Genomic DNA, 12,602 nt, shown 5'->3' on the forward strand with positions numbered 1-12,602 from the left:
GTGGCGGCCTTCGGGCTGCCGCATCGCTCCTCAGGACTTGTAGACCTTGCGCAGACCGCGAATGACCGGCAGCTTCGTCAACGCGCCAACCAGTCGAACCACGCCCGGCGGGCAGTGATTGAGCAGGAACAACGTGATCCGCAGGCGCAGCTTCTTCTTGCGCCCCACATACGGGTTGGAAAGCACCATCGCTCCGTACTCGTTGAGGATCGCGCTCATCTCCTCGCGGTACTGGTCATCGTTCTTGATCGACTCGATCGCGTGGTTGACGAAGTACGGTTGAAAGCGGGGCATCAGGAAATCGCGCAGGTAGTAGCGCCCGCGCAGGTGCTCGTCGGGGAACATCTCGGTGAGCTTCTTGAAGTACCTGAAGCGGCTGCGGATCATCCGGATACCGAAGGACGTGCTCGCCGTGTGAATGCACCAGACGGTGACCGCCTTGTCTACGAAGTAGTTGCTGAAGCCCTTGCGGAAGATGCGCAGGAACAGGTCGTCGTCCTCGAAGCCCATGAACTGCGAATCGAAACCACCTACGGCCTCGAAGGCCCTACGACTCACCAGCGCAGCCGACGGCAGCACGAACATGTCGTTGCGCAGCAGGTCGTTGATGTTGCGCTTGGGGTGCGTCGCATGCTCCTTGATCACGCCCGTGCGGATCACGTTGCCGTCGCCGTCCGCCTCGTACAGGTCGGCGTAGATGTAGCCGAACAGGCGGTCGTCCGCCGGAATCGACGACACCAGCGTCTCGATGTGGTTCGGCAGGTAGAAGTCGTCCTGGTCCAGGAAGCAGATGTACTCGGAGGTCGACGCCGCCACGCCCGCATTGCGCGCCGAGCCCTGGCCGCCGTTCTCCTTGTCGAGGATGCGAAATGGATAGCGCGCGGCCAGCCCGTCGAGCGCGGCGCGCTCTTCGGGGCGGGAACCGTCGTTGACCACGATCACCTCGTGCGCGGGCACCGACTGCTCGAACACGCTCTTCACCGAGCGCTCGATGAAATCGGCGCCGTTGTAGAACGGAATAATGACCACGACGTTGGGCCAGGCCGTCGGCTCGCCGGGCCGGGAAGAGTTCGCGGGGACGTTGGTTGGGTTCATTGTTGTTGTGTCAGACGGATTCGAAAAGATCGCGGACCACGCCGCGCACCCCGCGGCCGAACTTGTCGTAGCGCCCGGTCATGGCTTCGCGGGCGATCGGGACGATGCGCGAGAGCCGCGACGCCGGCAAGGCAGCGCGAAAGCGCTGGTGCACGATCTTGCTGCGCACCTTGTCGATGATTTCGGGGGGCACACGGTCGCCCAGCTGCAGCAGGCGCTCCAGCAGCAGCTCGGCCTTGACCGCGCGCTCGACGTGCGTGTTGCCGCGCGAGGCGAGCGCCTTGTGCACCTTTTCCTTGAAGGTGTCGCGGCGGGCGCCGATCTGGTTGGATTCGTGCTGGCGGTACTCGATGAGGGACTCTTCCAGCAGTTCGACCCGCGACGTCGTCGACGCGATGATGGCCAGCCATTCGTCGTGCACCCATTCGACCGGCAGCGGCAGCGCATCGGCGAGCAGCGCACGACGGAAAACCGTGGTGGCGCCGGTCACGAGGTTGCGGCGCAGGAACACGTCGAAGGCCCGGCCGGTGTGAATCCGCTCGAGCTCGGACGGCGTGACCTCGAGCGCGTGGAACAGCGTGTTGCCCAGGTCAAGGCCTTGGGAATCCACCAGGCGCGCGTCGGTGTGCAGCAGCCAGAGGTTGTCGTCCTGCACGAATGGCGCCACCATCCGCTCGAGCCGGTCCGGCACCCACACGTCGTCCTGGTCGCTCAGCGCGATCAGGTCGCCGGTGCAGGCCGAGATGGCCTGCTCGAAGTTCTTGACGACCCGCAGGGCCACCGGGTTCTCGAAGACCCGCAGGGCAATGGGCGGCCCGGGGCGCTCCGCCGCGCATTCGGCGACCGTGGCACGCACGACGTCGACCGAGCCGTCGCGCGAGGCATCGTCGGACAGCACGATCTCGATCGGCGGCCGGGTCTGCAGGCAGATGCTGCGCACCTGTTCGCGCAGAAAGCGGGCGCCGTTGTAGGTGCACAGGGCGACGGAGACTTCGAGGGGATGGGAACTGCGCATGGGTTGATCGATTTTTCTGTCGGGCATGCTGCCGATGGCAGCTGCAACCCGGCCGATCGGGGGGAGCGGTGGGCTCTTCCATGGTTACGAATTGCAGGGGAACCGGAGCCGGTAAAATTATCTCTCAGTTGATACTCTGAATAAAATGCGCGGGCTCGCACGAGCACCGTTCCGGCCCCCGCGGCCATAGCCCTCCAAGAAATCCCGCTTGATCCCCCTCGGCCACGAAGCGCTTTTGCTCATCGCCGTGTCATGCGGTGGTGGGACCCTGACCCTGGACCTCACTGTCCGCATGGCAGACAAAAACACGACCGCACACGCATGAGCCAAGTTCATTCCAATCTCCATCGAAGCGCCCTGGCCGACTGGTGGGAAGGCACCCGCCGCACCGACATCTGGTGGACGCTGGCCTGGTTCGACATCGTGCTGCGCTATCGCCGCTCCATGCTCGGGCCGCTGTGGCTCACGCTGAGCATGGGCGTCATGATCGGCGGCATGGGGCCGCTGTATGCCTCGCTCTTCGGGACCCACCTTGACAAATTCTTCCCGCATCTGGCGCTGGGTGTGATCTTCTGGGGAACGTTCAACGCGGTGGTCACCGACGCTTGCAATGCCTTCGTAGGCTCGTCCAACTACCTCAAACAGGGCTACTTTCCCATCAGCCTGTTCGTCTGGCGAGGCTTGGCGCGCAACCTGATCCAGTTCCTTCACCAGATCGTGCTGTACATCCCCGTTGCCATCTGGGCAGGTGTCACGCTGTCGTGGTCGGTGCTCCTGATCATTCCCGCCTTCGTGATCCTCATCATCAACGCGCACGCCCTGGGCCTGTTGCTGGGCCTCATCTGCACGCGCTACCGCGACGTGACCCAGATCATCACCAGTCTCATGCAAATGCTGATGTTCCTCACACCCGTGTTCTGGCTGCCCGAAAACCTTCCAAGCCGCGCCAAGTACGTGCTGTGGAACCCCTTCGCACAGATGCTCGACCTGCTGCGCACGCCGCTCATGGGTGGCGTGGCGCACCTGCACAGCTGGATCGGCATCGGCGTGTGGACCGTGCTGTGCGTGTCCATTGCGAGCGTGCTGTTCATCAAATACCGCCGCCGCGTCGTCTACTGGCTCTGATCCATGGCATCCATTTCACTCAAAAACGTTTCGGTCAGCTTTCCCATCTACGGGGCGGGCTCGGCATCGCTCAAGAAAACGCTGGCGGCTTCGGTCACGGGCGGGCGCTTCGGCAAGGAAACCGGGGTCACCGTGGTGCAGGCGCTCAGCGGCCTCAACCTCGAACTCAAAAGCGGTGACCGGCTGGGCCTGGTCGGACACAACGGCGCGGGCAAGTCCACACTGCTGCGCACACTGGCGGGTGTCTACGAGCCGTCGGCGGGTGAATTCACGCGCCAGGGCTCGGTGGCCAGCCTGATCGACCCCGCACTGGGCATCGAGATGGACGCCACCGGCATCGAGAACATCATGCTGCGCGGCCTCGTGATGGGCATGAGCATGAAGGAAATTGAACGGCTCACGCCCGAGATCTGCGAATTCAGCGGACTAGGCGAGTACGTGAACATGCCCGTTCGCACCTACTCGACCGGCATGATGATGCGGCTGGCGTTCTCGATCTCGACCAGCGTCGAAGCCGACATCCTGCTGATGGACGAATGGCTGTCGGTCGGCGACGCGGCGTTCACCGAGAAGGCCGAGAAGCGGATGCGCGACGTGGTGTCGAAGTCGGGCATCCTGGTGCTGGCCTCGCACTCGCCTGAGCTGATTGCCAAGGAGTGCAATCGCGTGATCCATATGGAACACGGGCGGATCGTCGAAAGCTGAGGTTCAGCGCGAAGGGCCGGTAATGCTCCGGGCCACATGCGGCATGGCATGCCGGCCCCGACCCGCATGCCGTGCCAGCTTCACCGGCGCTGGAAAACGACGAGGAAGCAATCGCCTTCCTTCTCCTGGTAGCTGTGCGCCGGGCGGTAGTAAACGCTGGAATTGCCATTGCCCCGAGCGAAGTCCAGCGGCAAGAACGCCTGGGACTCCAGCACATCAAATCCGTGCTTCGCTGCCCGTTCCTGCCACCACGGCAGCGGCTCCAACGTTTGGTGCAAGGGCGTGCCATCTTCCGTGAAGCCACCGTCCACCTGGGAGATGGAGCAGGCGAAGATGCTTCCCGGACGGGTATGGCGCGCAAGATTGGCAAACAGGCCCTCGACCCCCTCCGCCGTCAGATGCTCAAGCACCTCCCAGGCCGAGATCACGTCGAACTTGAACGTCTCGATCTCGCCGCGACCCAGTGCAAAGGGGCGGGTCACATCACACGTGAAAAGAGAATCGCGCAGGAGCCGCCACTCAGCACGTTGCTGCAGCCTGGAGATGTCGCTTCCCTCGAGGCCAACGCCAATATGACCCCGCAGGACTGCGTCGAGCACCATCCCGCCCGCCGAGCAGCCGAGGTCCAAGAAGGACAACTGCTTGCCTGAACCAGCAAAGTAGTCCTCGCACGCGCGGATGAAGCGCGGGTGCCGCGTGTGATCGAGAACGGTTCCGACGGGATGGATGTGATCCGGGCTGTCATAGGCCACCGGATAGTCCGTAACGCACTTGAAGCCCTTCAGGCTGTCGAGGTCGATGTTCGACATAAGCGCAATCAGGATATCTCGTTGCACCCAATCCAGATGCCCGTGGAGTTCCGCGACGGATGTCTGAACGTCGCTCAGGCGGGCGACCGCATCCGTCGAGTTCCGAGAGAGCGCCGTCATCTGTGCTTGGAGCGCGGCAATCTGTGCAGCGGTGTCCCTGGATCCCTGAGCCAAGCCCGACACTTGCGCGCGGACATCGACAAAGAAGCTGGGCAGGCCATCAGTCGAGCTTCGCAGCTCGCTGAAGTCACGCCGCAGGCTGCCGACATCGCTTCGCAGATCCCTGCCATCGGTGTCGATTCTTTCCGCCAGATGACCGACTCGATGTTCGATGCCGGCCAGCCTGTCGACCACCCTCAGCTTGAAGGGGCGGTAGAGCGGCCACAGCATCCGCTTGACCACAGCGCGAATGGACAGGGGCGTCGCAGGCGGTGACCCCACTTGCGCCTGAAAGTCTGCGGCGTCCTTCGCATGCGCGTCCGATTGCGTTTGCGCGGCGCCCAAGCCACCTTCGCCCAGCGGCTCTTGCAGTGCCTCAGGGGGAGCGATCCAGTCGAGGGGATACTTCAGCTCTTCCAACAGCGCCCGTGTCTGCGCAAGGTCTTCACTCGCAAAGTTGCGCGACGAAAACACCTTGCGCTTCAGGAAAGGCGAGCCTTTCTGAAGAAGCGTGTTCTGATAGGTCGAGATATCCGCACCGAACGGAATGTCCAGAACGGATCTGTCGATCAATGATGCAAAGGAAAATCCGTTCTCGGCCAGCAGCTTGCTGAAACCGATCTCGTATTTTTCACATATTTTCTGCTTGGATTCCTCGACCGCGATGGATTCGAAGAAATTCCGGAAAAACGGACTCTCGACAACAGGCCGATTCAGTGTCAGGAAATAACTCTGCAGGTGACGGGCGTTGCCATAGTTTTCAGTGATACCCCACGCATCCAGGCCGGCCGCATCCATGCGGTTGAAAATTTCTGCCAAATCCCGTACGGGGCCATAGTTGCTGTCATTCACCAAGATGACAGCGTCGTATTTTTCTATTTCCTGCCACCCAAGCCGAAAAATCAATTTTTGCCAAGAGCCGAAATCATATTTTTCATGTGCCTGTGCCCATCGCCCCTGGGTGACTGCATCCAGCTTTTGGAGCTCTTCTTCATTAGCATGATTTGCCGCCTGATAATAGACGTCGGCAAATTTAGAGAGCTCTTTCAGATAATGAACGACATAGTCATCGACCCGATTCTCGGGGCTATATCCAGCAAAAAGGCACAAACGCTTCATTCAATATCCTCTTTTTCCTTCTTCCAGACTGGAAGTACGCCGAATACGCGATACATGTGATGCCGACTGTCGGTAATCTTGCTCATCAGAGGCAATTTTCCAAAGACATAAAGCGTGGTGCAGATGCTCTCGCCGGGAATGGTTTGCAAATTGAGTAAAGGCCAGCGCCCATTGAGAAAGTAGCCGCGCAATTCACCAATGCGGCGACGCCTGAAGGTGTCACCGAAGGTGCCCTTCGCAGCCAGCGCATCCGATTCGCTCGCTTGGGCAGAATTTGCATCCAGCGCGACACCTGTTCCGTATTTCTTGTGAAGCTGCTCGGCGCTCATCGTGCCGTTCCAGTTGCTGCTTCCCTGATCCAGACTGCGATAGTAGATCTCTTCGTCTGTCAGCTTCGAAAGATCCCGGTACCACGGCAAATGCCGCGCTTCGTAGGGGTAGCCCATTCGGAACGCCGAGAAAAAGTCGGACGTGCGCCATTGCGCTCGTGGGCGATACAACGCAAATGTCGTGTCCACGGGCGCATCGTAAACGGTCAATTCGCCGTGATTCTTCAATTTCTCGTAAAACCGTCCTTCCCACTTGAGCACATTTTCCTTCAGCTCATAATGATCCGGCAGATCATTCAACTTGAGAGAAAACCCGATCTTATTCTTGGCCGGATGACTCAACAGAACATCGAAAAATACATACAAGAAATCCAGCGGACATTCTTCAACTGGCAAAACATCCGGGTCCGTCAACACAAAATACTTCGAGTCGACAATTTCCTTGAATTTCAAGGAGTCAAACAGCACCGTATGCTTGTAATTGATCCCCATGTAGTGCACTTTGTGCGGAGAGGCACGCAGATATTCGATAAGCGGCGGATATGACGACGCGTTGTCGATGATGTGGATGTTCTTGAAGCCTGCTTTTTCAAAGTACGCAATACTTGCCTGCAGGTAAGTCAGGTGATTGAACGAGATGACGAAAATCGGAATCTTGCTGACGATGTCCCTGCACAGGCGAATGAAATCATCCTTGGCCAGTGGCTTGATCTGGTGGAACACGGAAGCAAGCTCAAGCGGTGAGCACAGGTCGGTGCGCTTGATGGAAGCCATCAGCTTCACCAATATGTCCATTCTGGCGGCCTCGCTGATGGCCTCGCCCTTTAACATCGCCGTGACCTGTTCGGTATCGGCTGACGAGAGACCGCCCACGAGGTAACCGATCATCCGGACCTTGACACCGACATCCAGCCGATGCATTGCGTCCATGTGGGCAATCGACGCACTTTCATTGTGTCGGCGATAGCGAAGCAGAACCTCCTGGACATTTGCCAGCTTCGTGATCTGAATGGCGCGCGTCCACAAATCGTAGTCTTCACTGAAACGCATCGACTCGTCGTAGAAAAGATTGTTTTCTACGAACAATTGGCGCCGCAGCATTGCAGTGGGATGGCCGATATAGCAGCCCATGAGCATGTCGGCATAGCGGACATGCTCCATGTGATGGTGAATGGCATCACCGTCCATGAATTGCTGGAATTTCGTGCCACAAACCCCGACATCGAGGTGCTCGTCGAGAAACGCCACCTGTTTCCCAAGTCTCGTCAGATCCGCAATGTCATCAGCGTCCATGCGTGCAATGAATTCCCCCCGGGCTTCGCGGTAGGCGAAATTCAACGCGGCAGCCAGGCCTTTGCCAGGCCCCTTCAGTACCGTGATGCGAGCATCCTCATAGCCACGAATGATGTCCAGGGTGCCATCTGTCGAGTTGTCATCAACAATCAGCAGCTCGAAATCCGTGAAGGTCTGCCCCAGGATGCTGTCCAACGCCTCCTTCAGGTACTTTTCGGAATTTCGCGTTGGGATAACAACTGATACGCGTGGTGGATACATGAGCTGTTTTATTTTTTAATTCAAAATGATGGCTTGCGCGGGATGAATGTGAACACGGAGAAAATTCGCATTAGAGCTACAGGTCGGTCGGGTTGTAGAAAATTATCCGGCTGCCCAGCGGTTCAAATCCGAAATGAATCCGGCGCAGTCCCAGCGCCTTTTCAATGGCGTCATGGCGTTCAGACGGCGCGTAGAACATCAGAAATCCGCCGGCCCCCGCCCCCAGCAACTTGCCGCCGAGTGCACCATTGGCCTTGGCCTTCGCATACCAGTCGTCGATTGCATCACTCGTAATCCCAGAGGCCAACTGCTTCTTGAGTCGCCAGTTTTCATCCAGAATTTCACCCATCGAATCCAGGTGGCCGTTCTGCAATTCGTCGCGCAACTCATAGACCAGCTCAACCATGCGATTCAGCATTTTCTGCTTGCCCGCACTGTCGGCCACATTCGACGACTGCTCTTTCAGGATGCCTGAAGCGCTGCGCGTGATACCCGTGTAGAAAACAAGAATATTGCTTTCGACGGCCTCTCGGATACTGCGCTGCAACACGAGCGGCGTCACTAGGACACTGTCATCCGGCTTGAATTCGATGAGACTTAACCCACCATACGCCGACGCGTACTGGTCCTGCTTTCCGATCGGCTCACCGCACCGATCTATTTCAATTTCACAGCTCAATCGCCCCAGTTGTTCTGCGGAGACATGCCGCCCCAAATAGGCCGAGAGGACATTGATCAGGCCAACGGTAAAGGCGCTCGACGACCCGAGTCCGGTGCCGCGCGATGGAATATCGGCGGTGCTGGTGACTTCAATGCCCCCCGGGATTTCCAGCATTTGAAGCGTCGCGCGAACCAGGCGATGCTCGATCTTTTCGATGTGATCGACTTCTTCGGTCTTGGAATACGCGATTCGGATCCCGCCGTCGAACTTCTTGTTGACGCTCACATAGACATATTTGTCCACGGCGGTCGAGAGCACCGCTCCGCCATGCTGTCGGTAATAGCTTGGCAGATCGCTTCCGCCTCCGACAAAGCTCATCCGCAACGGTGTCCGGCTAATGATCATGGGGTGTGGATGGAAAAAATGGAATCAAAGTCGAGCACGCCGTCCGCCGTGGTCCGCGCTGCGGCCACCGAGGGCGTTTCGTCTTGCTGTCGCTGCTCGTAGGCATTCGCCGCCCCTTGTGCATCGGCGAGGCCACGTGCGATGAGGTCGGCCTCGACGCGAGCGCGCCGCGGTGCTTCGGCCCCTTCGATCTGAAGGCGCCAGATCCGCCGCGTGCCCTGCCAATCGGCGAGCAGCGCGGGAACCCCCTCCAGAATCAGCACCGTGTCTTGCGCCAGCACCGTGCGCTCGGCCTGCCCCCGGTCGCGCAGCATCCGGTCGTAGGAGGGCAGGTCCGCTTCGATCGCGCCGCCGCGGAGCCAGTCCTTGAGATCTGCTTGCGCTTCTTCCAGCGCATAGCGTCCCAGCACGCCCGCGCCCCGTTCCGCGGCGGGCCGCAGCCAGCGATCGAGCGACAGCGCCTGGGCATTCAGCTTGCGAACCACCAGCTCGGACTTCAAGACGCTGGCAATGGTCGACTTCCCAGTGCGCGCCGAGCCTCCGACCAGCACCAGATCCCCCGGCTGGACCTTGAGCACCCATTCATTGACGGCAGCGGCGAGCAGCGGATAGGTGTGAACGATGAAATGTGCTGCAGCGCCGATATGTGCGAAGCGGAAGTCCGGCGCCGCCATGAACTTGCCATCGCGCCCGGCTTCTCCGGTTTCCACCAGAACCGAACGCAGCCCGGCTCGCCGCGCTGCCAGCATGTCGGCGGTGCTGTCACCGATCATCCAGGAGTCGTTGGCCTGGATGTTCATCGCCGTCATGGCCTCGCGCATCATGCCGGGCTGGGGCTTGCGGCAATCGCACGCGACTTTCAGCGCCGGCACTTCGCCGACAAAACCGGCATCGGGGTGGTGCGGGCAGAAGTAGATCGAGTCGACATAAGCACCAGCCTCGCCCAACCGGCTTTCCAACCGGTTATGGATACGCTGCAGGTCGTCGAAGCTGGCCTCTCCACGCGCAAGCACTGGTTGGTTCGTCACCACGACCACGCGGTACTCCGCGTTGTTGAACGCACGCACTGCTTCGGCGGCATGCGGCAGGAGTTCGAAATCCGTGGGCCTGCGCACATAGTCGCGAAGCACATTGAGGGTTCCGTCCCGGTCCAGGAACACCGCCTTTTGCAAGTGCTGCCGGCTGGCGCGCTGGACCACGCCTGAACGCAGGTGCTTTTCCACCTTGTCGAGTCGCTTGGGCGTGCCCAGGTCCTTGATGTACTCGAAGCTGACATAGCCCGAGATGTGCGCCCCGGCACGCACCATGGCCGGAAAGAGATCCTTGGCGAAATCACTGGGCACGGGAAATTCGCGCCAGGCGAGGAGCGCCTTCTTCTCGACGATGTAGAAGGCAGCATTGACGAGGTTGCGCAACTCGGCGCCATCCGGGTGCGGGTAACCATGAAACGCCTGCACTCGACCGCAGGCATCGATTTCCACCAGGTCCGAATCCGCCGGATGGTCGTTCGGATGCAGCAACAAGGTGGCATCCGCACCCGAAGCCTCGTGTGCGGCCAGCATGTGCCCGATATCGATGTCGAACAGCGTGTCGCCATAGACGACGATGAATCGATCGTCCAGGTCGCCCAGGCAGGCCAGGAGGGCGCCCGCCGTCCCGCGTGGCTCGCCGTCGTCGAAAAGGCGCACCCGACTGGGAAACTGGCGCTGCTCGAAGAAGGCCTGGATCTGGTCTGCTGCGTGGTTGACCAGAACGACGACGTCGTCGATCCCGTGGTGCGCGAGCGTGCGGATCTGAAGCTCCAGCAATGGCGTGCCATTGACATCCACGAGCGGCTTGGGACGCCCGTTCAGACGCTCTGCCAGCCGGGTGCCCTTGCCACCCGCAAGAATGACCGCCTGCGTCACTCCGCCAGCTCCTCGCGCGCGATCTCGTCGACCGCGCGCACCATGGCCTGCGTCGAGTCAAGCTGAGGGCTCCAGCCGCTGGCGGCCAGGCGCTGGGTCGAATAGCGGAAGCGCGGCACATCGCCCACCCAGCCGCGGTTGCCCTCGCCAAAGACGATGTCGGCTTTCGGAGACACCCGGTCGCGCACCGTCTGCGCAATCATGCGCACCGTGACACCATCGTCCTTCGGCCCGATGTTGAACACCTTGTAGCGCCCCTCGAGCCGGCTCACGTGCAGCATGGCGTCGATCAGGTCATCGACATGCAGATACGCCTTCTGCTGCGAGCCGTCCCCCAGAACCTGCAGTTGCTCGGGGGTTGCCTTCAACTTGCGGATGAAATCGAAGATCACGCCGTGCGTCGCCGGCACGCCGATGACGTTCGGGAATCGGAAGATGTCTGCGCGCGGGAGGAATGCCTCGACGGCCGCCCGGATCTGCGCTTCCGATGCCAGCTTCATCGCTCCGTAGTTGGAAATCGGCTGCAACGGGCCGATGTCTTCGTGGATTTCGCGCTCGCCGAGATCGCCGTAGATGGCCGAACTCGATGCGAAGTGCAGCTCGGGAATGTCATGCCGGCGCATCGCCTCGAGCACGGCAAAGGTGGTCAAGAACGTGCGATCGCGGTCGATGCGCGGATCGGCCACCCCCGCCGGGATGTCCGAATTGGCGGCTAGGTGCCAGACATGCGCCACAGGGGCACCCGCCTCGCGGATCGCTGCCGACAGAGCTTCCAGATCGGAGCAGTCCACCTGCTTGAAACTGAAACGGGGCTCACTGTCGAATTCCGCCACCAGTTCACGCCGTCCACGCGACAGGTCATCCAGGGCGAGAACAGCATCACCTTCTTCAAGCAGACGGCGCGTCAGATTGACGGCGATAAAACCAGCGCCACCAGTGATCAGGTGCAATTTCATGGGGATCTCACAATAAGAAGGCCGACCTCGAGTTGGAAGTTACTTGCCCAGGCCGGCATGTCGGCTGCTAGAACTTAAGCGTTCCCAGCAGGGAAGGATCCGTCAGGTGACTCTGGCGAAGGTATTGCGCCAGGATGTGCATGAGCGACTGGTGCACGTCCTCGACGACACCGTAGTTCTGCGCATCGACGTGAAGGCTGACATCGGCGAGACGTGCGGCATCGCCCCCCGCAAACCCGGTCATGGCAATCGTTGCCATCTTCATCTCGCGCGCCGTATTGAGCGCCTTGATGATGTTGGGCGATGCGCCAGACGAACTGATGGCGATCAGGACGTCGCCTTCGGTCGCCATGGACGTCAGCTGGAACGAGAACATCTCGTCGGGCCCGATGTCATTGACGATCGCGGTAATCAGTTCGACGGCGGACGAGAGGCTGTTCACCTTGGGCTTCAGCCAGCTGTTGCTGCGAACACCTTTCATGCAGTCGCAGACCAGGTGGTTGGAGATGGCTGCCGACCCCCCGTTACCACATGAAAAGATCATCTTTCCCTGGGCAGCACGTTCCGCAAGGAGGCGCCCTGCGGCTGCCAGCGCGCCACGGTCCACGGTCTTGGCTGCGGCCGTGATTCTTTCGAAATACGCGTCCGCGTACAGCCCAGCATCTTGTATCTGGTGATCTGGAAAGAATGAAGGCATAAAAATTCCGGGTGGGAGTTATAAAAATTGGGTTGGCAGGCAGATGCGACGGTCTTGACCACCTCT

10 protein-coding genes are annotated in these 12,602 nt (G+C 60.2%); 2 read left to right on the top strand and 8 right to left on the bottom strand.

Annotation, left to right across the window (positions count from 1 at the left end; all coding sequences use genetic code 11):
• Nucleotides 1–30: 30 nt before the first annotated feature.
• The gene (locus tag ASD34_RS09215) at nt 31–1,095 is read right to left on the bottom strand and encodes a glycosyltransferase family 2 protein (RefSeq protein WP_056575978.1); all 1,065 of its coding nucleotides are present in this window, start codon (nt 1,093–1,095) and stop codon (nt 31–33) included.
• A 10-nt stretch (nt 1,096–1,105) separates the two neighbouring features.
• Nucleotides 1,106–2,110, bottom strand: coding sequence for a glycosyltransferase family 2 protein (locus tag ASD34_RS09220; protein WP_056575980.1), 1,005 nt, complete (start codon nt 2,108–2,110; stop codon nt 1,106–1,108).
• Between the two features lie 321 nt (nt 2,111–2,431).
• Between ASD34_RS09220 and ASD34_RS09225 the strand changes: the two genes are divergently transcribed.
• Nucleotides 2,432–3,235 carry an ABC transporter permease gene (locus ASD34_RS09225; RefSeq protein WP_056575982.1) on the top strand — a complete coding sequence of 268 codons (804 nt, stop codon included), beginning with the start codon at nt 2,432–2,434 and terminating at the stop codon, nt 3,233–3,235.
• Nucleotides 3,236–3,238: 3 nt separating this feature from the next.
• Entirely contained in the window at nt 3,239–3,940 is a 702-nt protein-coding gene (locus ASD34_RS09230) for an ABC transporter ATP-binding protein (RefSeq protein ID WP_056575985.1), read from the top strand.
• Between the two features lie 80 nt (nt 3,941–4,020).
• On the opposite strand, the gene ASD34_RS09235 is transcribed toward ASD34_RS09230, so the two are convergent.
• From ASD34_RS09235 to ASD34_RS09260, 6 genes are all read right to left on the bottom strand, one after another.
• Complete coding sequence (locus ASD34_RS09235; protein WP_082548559.1) at nt 4,021–6,027, bottom strand: rhamnan synthesis F family protein; 2,007 nt, start codon at nt 6,025–6,027, stop codon at nt 4,021–4,023.
• Nucleotides 6,024–7,910, bottom strand: a complete 1,887-nt coding sequence (locus tag ASD34_RS09240) for a glycosyltransferase family 2 protein (protein ID WP_082548560.1) — start codon at nt 7,908–7,910, stop codon at nt 6,024–6,026. Before ASD34_RS09240 ends, ASD34_RS09235 begins: the two co-directional genes overlap by 4 nt.
• Before the next feature lie 76 nt (nt 7,911–7,986).
• Complete coding sequence (locus ASD34_RS09245) at nt 7,987–8,976, bottom strand: GHMP kinase (RefSeq protein WP_056575991.1); 990 nt, start codon at nt 8,974–8,976, stop codon at nt 7,987–7,989.
• On the bottom strand, nt 8,973–10,883 hold the full coding sequence (locus tag ASD34_RS09250; protein WP_056575993.1) for an HAD-IIIA family hydrolase: 1,911 nt from the start codon (nt 10,881–10,883) through the stop codon (nt 8,973–8,975). Before ASD34_RS09250 ends, ASD34_RS09245 begins: the two co-directional genes overlap by 4 nt.
• A complete protein-coding gene (locus ASD34_RS09255; RefSeq protein WP_056575995.1) occupies nt 10,880–11,839 on the bottom strand; it encodes an SDR family NAD(P)-dependent oxidoreductase in 960 nt (319 codons plus the stop codon). Before ASD34_RS09255 ends, ASD34_RS09250 begins: the two co-directional genes overlap by 4 nt.
• Before the next feature lie 67 nt (nt 11,840–11,906).
• A complete protein-coding gene (locus tag ASD34_RS09260; RefSeq protein WP_056575997.1) occupies nt 11,907–12,536 on the bottom strand; it encodes an SIS domain-containing protein in 630 nt (209 codons plus the stop codon).
• Between the last annotated feature and the right edge of the window lie 66 nt (nt 12,537–12,602).

The organism is Variovorax sp. Root473 (genome assembly GCF_001426505.1).
Lineage (GTDB): Bacteria > Pseudomonadota > Gammaproteobacteria > Burkholderiales > Burkholderiaceae_C > Variovorax.